9 protein-coding genes, 6 pseudogenes and 2 riboswitches are annotated in these 16,930 nt (G+C 35.9%); all 15 genes and pseudogenes read right to left on the bottom strand.

Features of this window, described 5'->3' with window-relative positions:
* Positions 1-600 (bottom strand): class I SAM-dependent methyltransferase, encoded by a 600-nt coding sequence (locus tag THESIDRAFT1_RS07950; RefSeq protein WP_003870499.1) that lies wholly within the window; start codon positions 598-600, stop codon positions 1-3.
* Positions 601-683: 83 nt separating this feature from the next.
* A pseudogene (gene purD, locus THESIDRAFT1_RS07945) lies at positions 684-1,942 on the bottom strand (phosphoribosylamine--glycine ligase).
* A gap of 12 nt (positions 1,943-1,954) precedes the next feature.
* Positions 1,955-3,479, bottom strand: a pseudogene (gene purH, locus THESIDRAFT1_RS07940) (bifunctional phosphoribosylaminoimidazolecarboxamide formyltransferase/IMP cyclohydrolase).
* A gap of 35 nt (positions 3,480-3,514) precedes the next feature.
* Positions 3,515-4,128 (bottom strand): annotated as a pseudogene (purN, locus tag THESIDRAFT1_RS07935) (phosphoribosylglycinamide formyltransferase).
* Positions 4,125-5,135, bottom strand: a complete 1,011-nt coding sequence (gene purM, locus THESIDRAFT1_RS07930; protein ID WP_006570045.1) for a phosphoribosylformylglycinamidine cyclo-ligase — start codon at positions 5,133-5,135, stop codon at positions 4,125-4,127. The pseudogene purN and the gene purM overlap by 4 nt, the downstream one beginning before the upstream one ends.
* A 17-nt stretch (positions 5,136-5,152) precedes the next feature.
* Positions 5,153-6,549: pseudogene (purF, locus tag THESIDRAFT1_RS07925) on the bottom strand (amidophosphoribosyltransferase).
* Positions 6,528-8,728, bottom strand: a pseudogene (gene purL / locus THESIDRAFT1_RS07920) (phosphoribosylformylglycinamidine synthase subunit PurL). Before purL ends, purF begins: the two co-directional pseudogenes overlap by 22 nt.
* 2 nt (positions 8,729-8,730) lie before the next feature.
* Positions 8,731-9,405: a phosphoribosylformylglycinamidine synthase subunit PurQ gene (purQ, locus tag THESIDRAFT1_RS07915; protein ID WP_006570042.1), complete on the bottom strand. Its 675-nt coding sequence runs from the start codon at positions 9,403-9,405 to the stop codon at positions 8,731-8,733.
* A 2-nt stretch (positions 9,406-9,407) separates the two neighbouring features.
* On the bottom strand, positions 9,408-9,656 hold the full coding sequence (gene purS / locus THESIDRAFT1_RS07910; RefSeq protein ID WP_006570041.1) for a phosphoribosylformylglycinamidine synthase subunit PurS: 249 nt from the start codon (positions 9,654-9,656) through the stop codon (positions 9,408-9,410).
* A gap of 1 nt (position 9,657) precedes the next feature.
* A pseudogene (gene purC, locus THESIDRAFT1_RS07905) lies at positions 9,658-10,364 on the bottom strand (phosphoribosylaminoimidazolesuccinocarboxamide synthase).
* Between the two features lie 19 nt (positions 10,365-10,383).
* Complete coding sequence (purE, locus tag THESIDRAFT1_RS07900; protein ID WP_003870508.1) at positions 10,384-10,848, bottom strand: 5-(carboxyamino)imidazole ribonucleotide mutase; 465 nt, start codon at positions 10,846-10,848, stop codon at positions 10,384-10,386.
* Positions 10,849-10,922: 74 nt separating this feature from the next.
* Positions 10,923-12,305, bottom strand: a complete 1,383-nt coding sequence (locus THESIDRAFT1_RS07895) for an NCS2 family permease (RefSeq protein WP_006570040.1) — start codon at positions 12,303-12,305, stop codon at positions 10,923-10,925.
* Positions 12,306-12,489: 184 nt separating this feature from the next.
* A riboswitch (purine riboswitch) is annotated at positions 12,490-12,591 on the bottom strand.
* An 85-nt stretch (positions 12,592-12,676) separates the two neighbouring features.
* Positions 12,677-14,215 (bottom strand): glutamine-hydrolyzing GMP synthase, encoded by a 1,539-nt coding sequence (gene guaA / locus THESIDRAFT1_RS07890; RefSeq protein WP_006570039.1) that lies wholly within the window; start codon positions 14,213-14,215, stop codon positions 12,677-12,679.
* A 15-nt stretch (positions 14,216-14,230) separates the two neighbouring features.
* On the bottom strand, positions 14,231-15,685 hold the full coding sequence (guaB, locus tag THESIDRAFT1_RS07885; RefSeq protein ID WP_004402439.1) for an IMP dehydrogenase: 1,455 nt from the start codon (positions 15,683-15,685) through the stop codon (positions 14,231-14,233).
* A gap of 141 nt (positions 15,686-15,826) precedes the next feature.
* Positions 15,827-15,928: riboswitch (purine riboswitch) on the bottom strand.
* Positions 15,929-16,098: 170 nt separating this feature from the next.
* Positions 16,099-16,930: group II intron maturase-specific domain-containing protein (locus THESIDRAFT1_RS07880; protein WP_006570038.1), on the bottom strand; the 832-nt coding region annotated here is incomplete at its 5' end.

Here is a 16,930-nt window from a genome sequence, read left to right as displayed (position 1 = left end):
TTATTTATTAGGTTGTAAGATGTATAAAGAAGCTTTTGAACTGACATCTACCATTTTTACTTCTTTAAAGTTTTCTTTTAGTTCTTTTTTAACTTCTTTTACAAAATTAAAATAATCTCCACCTTCCAACCATTCCACAAATGAAGTAAAAAAGTCTCTGTTTTGATTGTAGTCATGAAGAATTACATAATGCTTTGCGACCCTTGACATCTCTTTATATAATATTTCCCGCTCATTCTTTTTAATACCATGAGCCACATAAGAAGCTGTAACCACATCAAAAAAATTATCTTCGAAGGGAAACCCTTCACCTGGATTTATCTTATATGCCTTAATATCCGTGTTTTTCAGCCTTTTCATCGCTTGTGCTAACATACCTGCGGAAACTTCCACCCCAGAAACCTCAAAGCCAGCTTCCCTTAATACATAACACAATGCACCTGTACCACATCCGACATCTAAAAATTTTATGTAATTTCCTAAATCAATATGTTCTTTCAAAATAGCTAAAACTTTCCTATAATATTCCACTTGAGAATTAAAAAACCACCCATAAATTGGAGATATAATATCAAAAAGTTTTACATGGTCTTTGGGCATAATTTCTCCCCCATTTTTAAAAAATTAAGGCATATGTTAGTAGATATTATACCATAACTTTAAACTGATTAAAAACGCCAGGTTTACACCTGGCTTACCAAAGCAATATCTTTTCTATAGTACATCCCTTTAAAGCTTATTTTTTAATTTCTCTATAAACTTTTTCTCTCGCTTCTTCATATGAATCCCCTATTGAGGTAACAGCAAGCACTCTTCCTCCTGATGTGACAATTTTACCATCTTTTAATACTGTCCCTGCATGATATACAAATGCTTCTTTTACTTTTTCTAACCCTGTTATCTCAAAACCAGTCTGATATTCCCCTGGGTAACCGTTTGATACCGCAACGGCACATACAGCCTTTTTGTCTTCCCATTCAATTTGTATTTTATCAAGTTTTCCTTCTATGGTAGCTTCTATTATATCAATAAGGTCTGTTTTTAAAAGAGGCAGTACAACTTGTGTTTCAGGGTCTCCAAATCTTGCATTAAATTCTAAAACCTTAGGTCCTTCTTTTGTAAGCATTAAACCTGCGTATAACACTCCTTTATATACAATGCCTTCTTTTTGAAGTGCCTTTACCACTGGTTTTAAAATGCTTTCCATCACTTCTTTTAAAGTTTCTTCCTCAAGATAAGGATTTGGTGCAATGCTTCCCATACCTCCAGTGTTAGGACCTTTGTCTCCTTCATAGATCTTTTTATAATCCATAGCAGAAACCATAGGTAAAATATTTTCTCCATCTGTAAATGCGAATACTGACGCTTCTTTTCCAAAAAGCATCTCTTCTATTATTATGATATCTCCTGATGCACCAAATATCCTTTTTTTCATCATTAAGTCTAGAGCTTCTTTTGCTTCTATAAAGTCTTTTACAATAAACACTCCTTTACCTTGTGCCAGTCCATCTGCTTTCATCACAGCAGGATACCATGTCTCTTTTAAAAACTTCAAAGCCTCCTGATATTTGTCAAAGGCTTTAAACCTTCCAGTAGGAATATTGTATTTAGAAAGAAGCTGTTTAGTAAAATATTTGCTTCCCTCAACAGCTGCAGCACTTTTATTAGGCCCAAAGATTTTAAGCCCTACTTTCTCAAATTCATCCACAATACCTTGTACCAGTGGCATCTCTGGCCCTACAACTGTTAAATCAATGTTATTTTTTATGGCAAATTCTTTAAGCTTTTCAATATCTCCAATTTTTATGTCAACACATTCTGCTAAAAGCCCTATGCCAGCATTACCAGGAGCACAGTAGATTTTATTCACTTTAGGACTTTGTGAAAGTTTGTGAACAATTGCATGTTCTCTTCCTCCGCCCCCTATGACTAAAACCTTCATACAAATTCCTCCTCAATGTTTAAAGTGCCTTATGCCTGTGAATATCATTGATATACCGCCTTTGTCTGCAGCTTCAATTGATAAAGCATCGTTTTGTGAGCCGCCTGGTTGGATTATGGCAGTTATACCGCCTTTTACAGCCGCTTCCACAACATCTGGAAATGGGAAAAAGGCATCTGATGCAAGGACACTTCCCTTTGCTTTTTCGCCTGCTTGTTTGATTGCTTGTTCTGTCGGCCATATCCTGTTGACTTGTCCCACGCCAATACCTACTGTAGCTCCATCTTTTGCTAAAACAATCGCATTGGATTTTACGTGCTTTACTACCTTCCAGGCAAACCTTAAATCTTCCATCTCTTTTTGAGTAGGTGCTTTTTTAGTAACTACTTTCAAATTATTCTCATCTAAATCTATTTCATCTTTTTCTTGTACTAAAAGTCCGCCTTCTACTTTCTTTAAATCATATTCTTTTTCATATCCTTCTTTTAACCTCAATATCCTTAAGTTTTTCTTTTCTTTAAAATCTCTAAGGCCTCTTCTTCAAAGTCTGGAGCAATTACTATTTCTAAGAATATTTTTATAAGTTCTTCAGCTGTTTTAACATCTACAGTTTTATTTAATGCTACAATTCCCCCAAAAATAGAAACAGGGTCACTCTCATAAGCTTTTAAGTAAGCATTGTATATATTATCTGCAATAGCTACTCCACAAGGATTTGTGTGCTTTACGGCAACTGCTGCAGGCTCTTTAAACTCTCTTAAGAGCTCTATTGCCGCATTTGCATCGTTTATATTGTTAAAAGAGAGCTCTTTGCCGTGCAACTGCTCACATTCTGCAATACCATAGGCTTTAATAGGATTTTTGTAAAAAGCCGCCTTTTGATGAGGATTTTCACCATATCTCATGTCTTGAGCTTTTTCATAGGCAAAGGCCACAACTTCGGGAAACTCTATGTTATTTTTTGTATCAAATAGTTGTATATCAAAGAATCGTAAAGGGCTGTATGGCCAAAAGCTTTTGCTGCCAGATAAAATCTCGTCTCTTCTTTTGTATTGCCATATTGTTTTATTTCTTCAATGACTGTATCATAATCCTTTGGATCTACAAGAATAGTCACATATTTGTAGTTTTTAGCTGCAGCCCTTATCATTGAAGGACCGCCAATGTCTATATTTTCTATCGCTTCTTCTAAAGTCACATTTTCTTTTAGGATTGTCTCTTTAAAAGGATATAAATTTATGGCAACTATATCTATTGGCTCAATGCCATGTTCTTTTAAAGCTTTAATGTGCTCTTCATTGTCTCTTATTGCAAGAAGCCCTCCATGAATTTTAGGATGAAGCGTCTTTACTCTACCATCCATAATTTCAGGGAAACCTGTTATGTCTGATACCTTTACTACATTTACTCTATTTTCTTTAAGAAGATTATAAGTCCCTCCTGTTGATATTATTTCATATCCTAATTCATTAAGCTTTTTGGCAAATTCCACTATGCCTTCTTTTTTTGAAACGCTTATTAACGCTTTTTTGGCCATAGAATTGCCTCCTTTTTACAGTTTTATAATCCCTTTTAAAACTTTAATATTTTCACTTTTCTACCTTCGACTTTTAACTTCCCTTCTGTAAAAAGCTTAACTGCATAAGGTAAAACTTTGTGTTCTACTTCCAGCACTTTTTTAGCAATGGTCTCTGGCGTATCCTCTTCATCGATTTTCACAACTTCTTGAAAAATAATAGGTCCAGTATCAGTACCACTGTCCACAAAGTGAACGGTACAGCCGGTGTATTTTACTCCGTATTCATAGACCGCCTGATGTACCTTCATTCCATAAAATCCTTTGCCACAAAAGGCAGGAATAAGTGAGGGATGTATATTTATTATCCTGTTTTCAAATCTTTCTACAATTTCTCCACTGAGAATTGTCAAAAAACCTGCAAGAATTATTCCATCCGGATTCAATTTTTCAAGAAGCTTTAATAACTCTCTTTGAAAATTTTCTTTCAATTCTTTTTTGGGAAGGCAGTAAGTAGCAATTCCGTGTTTTTTTGCCCTTTCAAGAGCATAAGCTCCTTTTTATCGCTAATGACGGCAATTATCCTGGCATTGATATATCCTGCTTCAATGGCATCAATTATTGACTGCAAATCAGTCCCGTTACCTGATGCCATCACCACAAGGTTCATAAAATTACACCGCCTTCCCCTTCTACTATCTCCCCTATTACATAAGCTTTTTCACCCATGCCATTTAATTTTTCTAAAGCCTTATCTACATCAGATGGGTCTACTATAACTACCATGCCAATCCCCATATTAAAAGTACGATACATTTCTCTTTCTTCAATATCTCCCAATCTTTGAATTAATTCAAAAATAGCTGGAATTTCCCAACTTCCTTTATTTATTTTTGCATCTATACTTTTTCTTAGTATTCTTGGAATATTATCAATAAAACCTCCCCCGGTAATATGAGCCATCCCTTTAATTTTTAACCCTTTTAAAGCCTCTATTGACTTGACATATATTTTTGTAGGAGTAAGGAGTGCATCTCCTAAATCCATCCCAAGCTCTGGTATAAAGTCTTTTACTGAAAAATTGTTTTTCTCAAAAAACACTTTCCTCACTAAAGAATAGCCATTGCTGTGAATTCCAGAAGAGGCAAGCCCAATTATGGCATCTCCTTCTTTTATTGATTTTGTATCAATCAGCTCTTCTTTTTCTGCAATTCCTACACAAAAGCCTGCTAAATCGTACTCTCCTTCTTTATAAAAACCTGGAAGTTCTGCTGTTTCTCCTCCTATCAAAGCACAACCGGCTATTTTACAACCCTCTGCTATTCCTTTGATTACTTCTACTGCAGTCTTACTTTTTAACTTTACAGTAGCAAAATAGTCAAGAAAAAACAAAGGCTTAGCACCAGTTACAATAATGTCATTTACACACATAGCTACAAGGTCTATTCCTACAGTATCGTGTTTGTCCATCATAAAGGCTATTTTAAGTTTTGTCCCAACTCCATCAGTGCTTGACACGATTACAGGGTTTTTGTAATTTTTTATCTCAAAAAGAGCTGCAAATCCCCCAATGCCTTCCAAAACATTGTCTGTCAAAGTCTTTTTTGCAATAGGTTTTATCATTTCCACCAGTTTATTGCCTTCATCTATATTTACCCCAGCATCTTTATAATTCATAATCATACACCTACTTTTTATTTTTTCTCAAAAAGATACTTGCTTCCTTCTTTTGGAACATACATAGGATAGTTGCCATCAAAGCAACCTGTGCAAATAGATTTAAGTCCTACACTTTTTATAAGCCCTTCAATACTTAAAAACTGTAGGCTGTCAGCTCCTATTAATTTGCACATCTCTTCAACTGACATCCTTGCTCCTATCAATTCTTTTTTGTCGGAGTATCAATTCCAAAGTAGCAGGAATATTTAACAGGAGGTGAACTTATCCTCACATGAACCTCTTTTGCTCCCCCATTTTTTAATAAACTCACCAATCTCTTCATAGTAGTACCTCTAACAATTGAATCATCTATTAAAACTATCCTCTTGCCTTGAACCAATTCTTTTAAGACATTTAGCTTTATCCTCACACCTGTCTCTCTATCCCTTTGGTCGGGAGCAATAAAAGTCCTTCCAATGTATTTATTTTTTATAAGTCCCTCACCCATTGGTATTCCTGTTTTGAGAGAGTAACCTCTTGCAGCGGCAATGCCTGAATCTGGAACTGGTACTACCAAGTCTGCATCTACAGGTGCTTCTTCAGCTAATCTTTTGCCCATCTCCAATCGTGTAAAATAAACACTTCTTCCATTTATGACACTATCAGGTCTAGCAAAATAGATGTATTCGAAAACACAAGGCATCTTTTTTTCTTCTACTTCTAACTTAAAAGACTCTATTCCTTTTCCATCAATTATAACTATTTCTCCTGCTTCTACATCACGTATCAACTCTGCTCCTATTACGTCAAAGGCACAAGATTCAGAAGATAAGAAATAAGTGTCATCTTTTTTACCTATACAAAGAGGCCTTATACTGTTTACGTCTCTTATCCCTATTAATTTATTGTCTGTTAAAATCACCAAAGCGTATGAACCTTTTATTTGTTTTATTGTTTCCAAAAGGGCTTCTATTAAGCCCTTTTGGAGATTCTTTACAATTAAATGAAGAATTATTTCACTATCAGTTGTAGTTTGAAATATTCTGCCGTCCTCCTCCAATTGGCCTCTTAGCTCTTCTGCGTTTATCAAATTGCCATTATGGGCAAGAGCCATATATTCATTTTTAAAATTAGCAACGAGGGGTTGAGCATTTATAATGTCATTGCTGCCTGTAGTAGAATACCTTACATGGCCTATCCCCATTTTTCCCTCTAATGTCTTTAAATTTTCCTTATTAAAGACCTCGCTGACAAGTCCCAACCCCTTAATACAATTTATTTTTTCGCCATCATAAATAGCTATACCTGAACTTTCCTGCCCTCTGTGCTGCAAGGCTTGTAATCCATAATAGATATAAGAAGTAACTGAAGTGGACAAACTAAAGGCACCAAAAACACCACATTCCTCTTTTAATTTCTCTCCATTTCCCATTTTATTCTCCCTCTCCAGCTTTCCTCTAAGACTTCTAAAGGAAGGTCTATTATTTTTTTACCATTTACCTCAATTGCAATCTTTTTGCCTTCTACAACTCCTACCTTTTGAGCTGGAACTTGGTATTCATAAGCTATTTTTAATACTTCCTCTACTTTTTCAGGACTTACAGTAATTAATGCTCTTGGTTGAGATTCAGAGAACAACTCTATATCCTCTCTAAGAGAAGTTTGTAGCGAAATTTTTGCACCTTTTTTGCCTGAAATTGCACTTTCAACCAAAGCAGCCGCAAAACCGCCCTCTGATATGTCATGAGAAGAATTAATTAAACCTTTATCAATAAGTTTTAACACCAATTCTTGCAATCTTTTTTCCTCTTCCAAGTCTATTTGAGGTGGTTGCCCTTTTACCATTCCAAAGCAAACTTTAAGATACTCACTTCCTCCAATCTCTCCTTTATTCTCACCTAAAATTATAATTACATCTCTTTCTTTTTTAAAGTCCATTGTACAGATTTTTGATACATCCTCTATAAGGCCTGCCATTCCTATTACAGGAGTAGGATAAATGGCTCCTTCCTCATTTTCATTGTAAAGACTGACATTTCCGCTTACCACAGGGATTTGGAGTGTTTCACAGGCTTTAGCTATTCCAAATATAGAATTTTTTAACTGCCAATATATTTCTTTCTTTTCCGGATTGCCAAAATTCAAACAATCCGTAACCCCTATAGGCTTAGCACCAACCATGCAAAGATTTCGAGCTGCCTCTGCTACAGCAATTTGAGAGCCTATATAGGGATCTAAATAACAATATCTACCATTGCAATCAGTTGTCAATGCAACAGCTTTTTTTGTACCTTTTATCCTCACAACAGCCGCATCCATTCCCGGAGTTATTACTGTGTCTGTCCTCACCATATAATCATATTGACTGTATATCCATTCTTTACTTGCAATATTTAAAGAAGAAATTACATCTTTTAGAGCTTTATTCATATCCTCTGGAGGTTTTATTTCATTTATATCCAACTTATTGACATCTTCTTGCCATTTAGGTACTTCTTCTTCTCTCACATATTGTGGAGCATCTTCTGTCAAAGACTTGGCTGGAACTTCCGCAACTACTTTTCCATCTTTAATCACTCTTATCATTCCATCATCAGTAATTTTCCCTATTGTGGCGGCATTCAGTCCCCATTTTTTAAATACCTTTTGTACATCTTCTTCCTTGCCTTTCTCTACTACAACCAACATCCTCTCCTGAGATTCAGAAAGCATTATTTCATAAGGTGTCATTCCCTCTTCTCTCAAAGGCACTTTATCAAGGTCAAGCTCCATTCCAGTTCCACCGCGGGAAGCCATCTCGCAAGAAGAAGAGGTAAGACCTGCCGCACCCATATCTTGTATAGCAACTACGGCATCTGTTTCAAAAAGTTCTAAACAAGCCTCCAAAAGCAGTTTTTCCATAAAGGGGTCGCCAACTTGAACAGAAGGTCTTTTTTCTTCTGATTCCTCGCTTAATTCCTGAGAAGCAAAACTTGCACCTCCAATACCGTCTCTCCCCGTAGTAGCACCTACTATCATAACAGGGTTACCTATACCTTTTGCTATCCCTTTTTTATCTTGTCTTTTTCTACTATTCCTACACACATCGCATTTACTAAAGGATTTCCTTTGTAACTTTCTTCAAAATAGGTATCCCCACCTACTGTAGGAATTCCTATGCAATTTCCATAATCCGCTATACCGGCTACCACGTTTTCGATGAGATATTTAGTCCTTTTATCATCAGGAATTCCAAATCTCAAAGAATCTAAAAGAGCAATTGGCCTTGCCCCCATTGTGAATATATCTCTTATTATTCCCCCAACACCTGTAGCTGCTCCTTGATAGGGTTCAATTGCAGAAGGGTGGTTATGGCTTTCTATCTTCATCACAACTGCCAAATTATCTCCAATATCCAATATTCCTGCATTTTCTCCCGGTCCTTGTATTACTTTTTCGCCTTTTGTAGGTAAATATTTTAAAAGAGGTTTAGAATTTTTATAGGCACAATGTTCAGACCACATAACACTATACATACCTAATTCAGTTATATTAGGCTCTCTTCCTAATATCGAAATAATCTTCTCATACTCCTCATCAGTAAGTCCTAATTCTCTCCATATTTTATCCATCCTTAAACCCCGCCTTTTACAAAATTATCCACTATTGACCCTAAGATATAAAGCCCGTCAGTATTACCCAGCAAGGGGGCATAAGCTCTCTCTGGATGAGGCATCATTCCTAAAACATTTCCTTTTTTATTTATAACTCCGGCTATTCTCTCAACAGAGCCGTTGATATTTTCTTTGTACCTAAAAACAATTTGATTGTTTTCTTTTAGTTCTTTTAAAGTTTTGTCATCTACATAATAATTGCCTTCTCCATGAGCAATTGGAAGTAAAATCTCCTGCCCTTTTTTAAGCCTTGTAGTAAAAGGAGTTTTGTCATTTTCAACTATTATGCTGACAGTCTTGCAAATAAATTTCAGACCTTCATTTTTTCTCAAAGCTCCCGGCAAAAGCCCTGCTTCTGTAAGTATCTGAAATCCGTTGCATATGCCTATAATAAATTTTCCTTTTTCTGCTTCTTCCCTGACAGCCTCCATGACAGGCGAAAACCTAGCAATAGCTCCTGCCCTCAAATAATCACCATAAGAAAATCCTCCTGGTAACATTATAACATCGTACTTACTCAAATTTTTTTCTTGATGCCACACATATTCTACTTCTTCAACAAGCCCATCTTTAACGGCATAATAGCAGTCCACATCGCAATTGGACCCTGGAAAAACTATAACAGCAAATTTCATCTTTATCCCTCCACAATTTCAAAGGTGTAATCTTCAATAATTGGGTTTGTCAGTATCCTTTTGCACATCTCATCTACTTTGTCATTTAGGAGGGATAAATCGCCATCCTCAAAAGTTAATTCTATATATTTCCCAACTCGCACCTCTTTTACTTCTTCGTATCCTAATGAGTGCAAAGCTCCCTTTACTGCTTTTCCTTGAGGGTCAAGTATTCCTTTTTTTAAAGTTATATAGACTTTTGCAATTAGCACTTTACATACCTCCAAGTCTTTTTAAAATTTCTAAATATGCTTCTTCTACTTTGCCCAAATCCTTTCTAAATCTATCTTTATCAAGTTTTTCCATAGTGTTTTTGTCCCAAAATCTGCAAGTATCGGGAGAAATTTCATCAGCTAATAATATTCCTTCATTACTTTTACCAAATTCTAATTTAAAATCTACCAAGATAATGTCTTTAGATAAAAAATATTCTGACAAAATTTTGTTGACTTTAAACGTCATTCCTGTCATAATTTCAACCTCTTCTTTGGTGGCTAATTCGAGAGCTTGTATGTGATATTCATTAATCATTGGGTCTCCTAATTCGTCATTTTTATATGAGAATTCTAATACAGGCGTTTTAAACTTTAGTCCTTCTTCAAGACCTAATCTTTTACAAATACTTCCTGCTGCGTAATTTCTCACGATAACTTCTAAAGGGAAAATCTCAACCTTTTTAACCAACATTTCCCTGTCACTAAGTTTTTTCACATAATGGGTGGGTACATTATTTTTTCTAATAATGCAAATAAAATTGCAGAAACTTTGTTATTTACTATACCTTTTTCGGCAATTGTGCCTTTCTTTAAACCATTAAAAGCAGTTGCATCATCTTTGTATTCGATGATATAAAAATTCTCTTCATCTGTCTTATAAACTTTTTTAGCTTTTCCTTCATAAAGCAATTCTCTTTTTTCCATATTTATCTCCTCCAATCTCTTAATTGTTTAACACTTCTTCAGCCATTTTCTCCCTATAATCAGCTAAGGTCTTCTTTAAATAAGTATATTTCAAAGAGAGAATATGACAAGCTAAAAGTGCTGCATTTTCTGCTCCATCTATGGCTACTGTTGCAACAGGCACACCTTTGGGCATTTGAACAATTGATAAAAGGGAGTCAAGACCATCTAAAATAGAAGACTTTATTGGAAGGCCAATAACAGGCAAGAGTGTATAAGAAGCAATAACACCAGGCAGATGAGCAGCTTTTCCAGCACCTGCAATGATTATATCATAATATTTATCTGCATTTACAGCAAACTCTTGTGTCTCAAAGGGAGTTCTATGGGCAGACAGCACTTTAACATCATAGGAAATTTCAAATTCTTCAAGAATTTTTGTGCATCTTTCAACCACAGGCAAATCAGATTTGCTGCCAACTACTATTGCAACTTTAGGCGTCATTTTTTATATACCTCCTATACTTTACTTTTATCTTTTAAGACCCCAATTAGTAAGTACTAATTGGGGTCTTATTTTTAACCAGCAAGTGTAGCAAAACGTAATATGAATAAAAACGCAAGAATGTACACAATAGGATGAATTTCTTTTGCTCTTCCTGCTGCAATTTTTACAATAGGATACGCAATAAGCCCTGCAGCAATACCATTAGCAATGCTAAAGGTGAAAGGCATAGCAATTATAGCAAGGAAAGCAGGCATAGCTTCTGTAAAATCTTCAAAATTTATGTTTTTAATGGAGCCCATCATTAATACACCAACAATAATAAGGGCAGGAGCAGTAGCTTGCGTAGGCACCAGCAAAGCTATTGGTGAGAAAAACAGTGCCACTAAAAACAAAATACCTGTCACAAAAGCAGTAAGACCTGTTCTTCCGCCTTCTGCAATACCTGCAGCACTTTCAACATAAGTAGTAACAGTAGAAGTTCCTAAAAGAGAGCCTATCGTGGTGGCAATAGCATCTGACATAAGTCCTTTTTTCATATTAGGCATTTTGCCGTTTTCATCTAACATTCCAGCTTTTGAACCTGTTCCTATAAAAGTACCAATAGTATCGAATAAATCTACAAAAGTAAAAGATAAAACTACATATAACATACTGGTGAAAAGTGAGAGGAAACCTATATCCTTGCCAATTCCCAAAAGCCCTTTTATATCCAATTTGAGAAATGTGGGTGCAAGACTTGGTGGCATTTTAATTATACTAAAATCAGAGGGTAATTTCGCTATTCCAGTAAAAAGTCCCAATACTGTAGTTATCAATATGCCAAGAAGTATTGAACCTTTTACGTTTCTTGACATCAATATCGCTGTTATAAAAAGTCCCGCAATGGCAAGAAGTGTCCCAGGATTAGTCAAATCGCCAAATCCAATGTAAGTTGCTTGATTTGCCACGATTATACCAGCATTTTTAAGTCCAATAAAAGCTATAAATAAACCTATTCCTCCACTTACTGCATATTTTAAAGACATAGGTATAGCATCAACAATCATTTCCCGTATTCCAGACAAAGTAATCAAAATAAATATAATTCCTGAGAAAAAAACTGCAGCTAAAGCCTCTTGCCAACTGTATCCCATTGTTAAAACGACAGTATAAGTAAAGAAAGCGTTAAGTCCCATACCTGGAGCTTGTGCAAAAGGATAATTAGCGTAAAAAGCCATCATGAGAGTTCCAATGGCCGCTGAAAGACAAGTAGCTACAAAAACGGCTCCTGGATCCATTCCTGTTTCTTTTAGTATAATGGGATTCACAAACATAATGTAGGCCATTGTTATAAAGGTTGTAATACCTGCTAATATTTCTGTTTTTACATTTGTCTTGTAATTTTCAAGTTTCCAAATCCTATTTGCTAATGCGTAAAAAGATGTCTTCGACTGCAATTTACTCACTTTTTCCATTATAATCCTCCTATCTAAGTATTTTACATTTTTTGTAACTTTAAAACAAACAAACCCGGGAAGAATAGATTTCTTTAGCAAAACATAGAGTGAAACCTATCCTCCCGGGCTTTTGTCCCTAAGGTGTGGTATATAAACATATACCTGTACCGCTCGGTCCGAACACCTATAAATAGGCTGGAACCCTAGGTACACTTTCACTCATAGTCGAACAATTTACGGTTGTTCGGTAGAGACTCTCGAGCCATATTCTCGAGATTATATGAGTGATTTTTATTCAATTGTCCCACTTATATCTTATCAACTTTTTTGATATTAGTCAACCTCATTTGCGAATTTTTTTATAAAAAATTAAATTAATGTTCGGATTTTTATTCCCACTCTATGGTAGCTGGTGGTTTCGAAGTAATATCGTAAAGCACTCTGTTTACTCCTGGCACTTCATTAGTAATGCTTGTAGATATGCTCTCCAAAATTTCATAAGGAAGCTTTGTCCAATCCGCCGTCATCCCGTCATAGCTATCTACTACCCTCAAAATTATCGCATAGGCGTAAGTCCTTTCATCCCCCATGACTCCAACACTTTTTATGCCAGGCAAAATCGCAAAAGATTGCCATACTTTATTGTACCAGCCAAACTTTTTCATTTCCCTTAAAACTATGCTGTCAGCTTGTCTCAAAATTTCTAACTTTTCTTCTGTAACTTCTCCAAGAATTCTGACTGCAAGGCCTGGTCCAGGGAAAGGCTGCCTATATAATATCTCCTCAGGGATTCCTAATTCTTTTCCTACTTGCCTTACTTCATCTTTAAAAAGCATCCTCAAAGGTTCAATAAGTTCAAAACCTATATCTTCAGGCAAACCTCCAACATTGTGGTGACTTTTAATAGTAGAAGACACGCCATTGCCACTTTCTATTACATCAGGATACAAAGTACCTTGCACCAAAAATTTCACATCTCCTATCTTTAAGGCCTCTTCTTTAAAAACTTCTATAAAAACATTACCAATAATTTTTCTCTTTTCTTCTGGATCCGTAACTCCTTTAAGGCGGGACAAAAATCTATCCCTTGCATCTACCCGGATTATGTTCATGTCATAATTTTTTCTAAAGGTTTCAATAACCATATCTCCTTCATTTTTCCTTAAAAGCCCTGTATCAACAAAAATGCACACCAATTGGTCGTGAATGGCTCTGTCTACTAAAACAGCAGCAACTGAAGAATCTACACCACCAGACAGAGCACATACAGCTTTGTGTTTTCCCACTTTCGCTTTTATTTCCTTTACTGTCTGCTCAATCAAAGAATCCATTGTCCAATCTGCCGCGCAATCACATACTTCAAAGAGGAAATTTCTTATAATCTCTGTCCCTCTATGAGTGTGTGAAACTTCAGGGTGGAATTGAACCGCATACAACTTCTTCTCTACATTCGCAATCGCTGCGATAGGGCAATTGTCAGTAGAAGCTACTACCTTAAAATCTGGAGGAGGAAGTTCTATTTGATCAGTATGGCTCATCCAAACAATAGTGTCTCTTTCTATGCCTTTAAACAAAGGAATAGTATTGTTTAATACAATTTCTGTCTTGCCATATTCCTTTACAGGGGCTGGAGCCACTTTTCCACCTAAAAGCTCTGTCATAAGCTGTGCGCCATAACATATCCCTAATACAGGATAGCCCAATTCAAAAATTTCTTTGTCACACTTAGGAGCATTTTGTACGTAGACACTGGCTGGCCCTCCAGAAAGCACAATTCCCTTTGGCTCTTTTTTTCGTATTTCCTCTGGAGAAATATTGTAAGGAACAATTTCACAAAAGACATTTGCTTCTCTTATTCTTCTGGCAATTAATTGGGTATACTGCCCTCCAAAATCTAAAATAAGCACTACTTCACGTTTAATCCCCATTAAAATCCTCCTCTTTTATCTCAAATTATAATTAGGAGCTTCTTTTGTAATAATTATATCATGAGGATGACTTTCAGTTAATCCCGCCTGTGTTATTTTCACAAATTTTGTTTTAGTCCTCAATTCTTCAATATTGTGAACACCACAATATCCCATTCCTGCTCTCAAACCGCCAACCAATTGATAAACTGTTTCTTTTAAAGGCCCTTTATAGGGCACTCTTCCTTCTACTCCTTCTGGTACAAATTTAGTAACATCTTCTTGGAAATACCTATCGGAACTTCCCTCTTTCATTGCTCCTAAGGAACCCATACCTCTATATACCTTATAACTCCTACCTTGATATATTTCAATTTCCCCAGGGCTTTCCTCCGTTCCAGCAAAAAGACTCCCCAGCATAACCACAGAAGCCCCTGCTGCAATGGCTTTTACAATGTCTCCTGAATACTTTATTCCCCCATCTGCTATTATAGGTATTCCATACTTGTCCGCTTCTTGAGCACAATCATAAATAGCAGTAATTTGGGGAACTCCTACTCCAGCGATCACTCTCGTAGTGCAAATTGACCCTGGTCCAATGCCAACTTTTACGCAGTCAGCCCCTCTTTCAATTAAATCTCTTGTAGCCTCAGCCGTAGCTACATTCCCTGCTATTAGTTGTAAATCTGGGTATTTCTCTTTTATCTTAGAGACAGCCTCTAAAACTCCCTTAGAATGGCCGTGAGCTGTGTCTATTACGATAGCATCTACTCCCGCTTCTACTAATGCTTTAACTCTGTCCATCATGTCTTTTCCAACACCGACAGCAGCAGCCACTAAAAGTCTTCCCTTGCCATCTTTTGCAGCATTAGGAAATTCTATTGCCTTTTCTATGTCCTTTATAGTTATGAGTCCTTTTAAAACGTTGTTTTCATCCACTAAAGGCAATTTTTCTATTTTATGTTTTTTTAGTATCTGTCTTGCTTCCTCTAAAGTGGTTCCAGGAGGAGCAGTTACCAAATTGTCTTTTGTCATAACTTCTCTTATAGGTTTATCCAAATCATCTTCAAATCTTATATCACGATTAGTTATTATTCCTACAAGTTTTGAATCCACAGTGATAGGTACTCCCGATATTCTATACCTTGCCATGAGTTCTGCAGCATCTCTTATGGTATGATCAGGAGAAAGATAGAAAGGATCTGTTATTACCCCATGCTCTGACCTTTTAACTTTGTCAACCTCTAATGCTTGTCTTTCAATAGGCATGTTTTTGTGAATTACTCCTATGCCGCCTTCCCTTGCTATAGCTATAGCAAGTTTGGATTCTGTAACCGTATCCATACCTGCACTCATTAAGGGAATATTTAAAGTGATTTTCTTGGTAAGTTTTGTTTTTAAATCTACATCCTTAGGAAGGACTTCAGATTTTGCAGGAATTAAAAGAACATCATCAAAAGTTAATCCTTCTTTAACAAACTTTTCCTCCATAGATTACATCTCCCTTTTAGTATTATTATAACACACTTAGCAAATAAAATCTTTGCTAAATAATTAGATTACTTCAAAACTTTACAGTTTATACACTTGAATAAATTAAAGGCCTGAGGGCAGAATTTCCTCAGGCCAAAACAAATGGCAAATTCCGCCCATAGTAAAGCAGTTTACGGCTGCTTTGTAGAAACTCCCGTGCCATATCCACAGGATTATATGGACTTTCTTAAAAAGTTATTAATTTGTCTAAATAATTTATTATTCAATATATCAAATTTACATGTCTCTGTCAACAGCACAAAAACAGCAAAAAACTAACTTTTCATATAAAATCGAGTAGGAGCTGAATAATTATTTTATTCAGCGTCCTCTCACACCACCGTACGTACCGTTCGGTATACGGCGGTTCATTAGGAATTGTGTACAATTAGATATCTTTGGGATAAACTCTTATAACCTATGCTTTCAAAGTATTTATTTGTAAGAGTCTTATTTAGGATTGGGCTATTGGATATTCTCCAGTAGCCTTTCCTTGTATTGGCGTATTCCCAGGCTTTTTGTTCTTCTACTCCTAGTTTTACTAAGTTATCATGCTTCGTTTTTATCTTCTTCCATTGTTTCCATATACATGCCCTTAGTCTTCGCCTTATCCATTCGTCAAGGGTTTTCATTATGCTTTTCGCGTCTGCTAATCCAAAATAGTTGACCCATCCTGTTGTTATTTGATTTAGTCTTTTTATTCTGTTTTCCATGCTTATTCCCTTGTTCCGATTGGTTATTTCTCTTACTTTTTCCTTAAACCTTTTGATGGATTTTTCATGGATTCTTATTCTTACTTCGTTTTCTTTTGTGTAGAATGAAAATCCAAGAAATTTTCTTCTCCATGGTCTATCTACAGCACTTTTTGCTTCGTTGACTTTTAGTTTTAATTTGCTTTCTATGAATTTCTTTATGCTCTTCATTACTCTGTTTCCTGCAGACCTGCTTTTTACATATATGTTGCAGTCATCTGCATATCGGCAGAATTTGTGCCCTCTCCTTTCAAGTTCTTTGTCTAGTTCGTCCAACATTATGTTTGCTAATAGCGGACTTAATGGCCCTCCTTGGGGTGTCCCTTCTTCTGTTGATATTTTGATTCCGTTTATCATTACTCCTGATTCTAGGTATCTTCGTATTAACTTTAGTACCCTTTTATCTCCTATCCGCTTTTCTAGTTTGGACATTATTATGTCGTGGTTTACT

This window comes from Thermoanaerobacter siderophilus SR4 (assembly GCF_000262445.1).
GTDB lineage: Bacteria > Bacillota > Thermoanaerobacteria > Thermoanaerobacterales > Thermoanaerobacteraceae > Thermoanaerobacter > Thermoanaerobacter ethanolicus.
The sequence above is the reverse complement of the archived record's forward strand: the minus strand, read 5'-3'. Positions and strand labels throughout refer to the sequence as shown.

What these genes read in the sequence shown, in the direction of transcription:
- THESIDRAFT1_RS07950 (WP_003870499.1), bottom strand. Translation starts at nt 600, where the DNA reads ATGCCCAAAGACCATGTAAAACTTTTTGATATTATATCTCCAATTTAT.
- purM (WP_006570045.1), bottom strand. Translation starts at nt 5,135, where the DNA reads ATGAATTATAAAGATGCTGGGGTAAATATAGATGAAGGCAATAAACTG.
- purQ (WP_006570042.1), bottom strand. Translation starts at nt 9,405, where the DNA reads ATGAAATTTGCTGTTATAGTTTTTCCAGGGTCCAATTGCGATGTGGAC.
- purE (WP_003870508.1), bottom strand. Translation starts at nt 10,848, where the DNA reads ATGACGCCTAAAGTTGCAATAGTAGTTGGCAGCAAATCTGATTTGCCT.
- THESIDRAFT1_RS07895 (WP_006570040.1), bottom strand. Translation starts at nt 12,305, where the DNA reads ATGGAAAAAGTGAGTAAATTGCAGTCGAAGACATCTTTTTACGCATTA.
- guaA (WP_006570039.1), bottom strand. Translation starts at nt 14,215, where the DNA reads ATGGGGATTAAACGTGAAGTAGTGCTTATTTTAGATTTTGGAGGGCAG.
- guaB (WP_004402439.1), bottom strand. Translation starts at nt 15,685, where the DNA reads ATGGAGGAAAAGTTTGTTAAAGAAGGATTAACTTTTGATGATGTTCTT.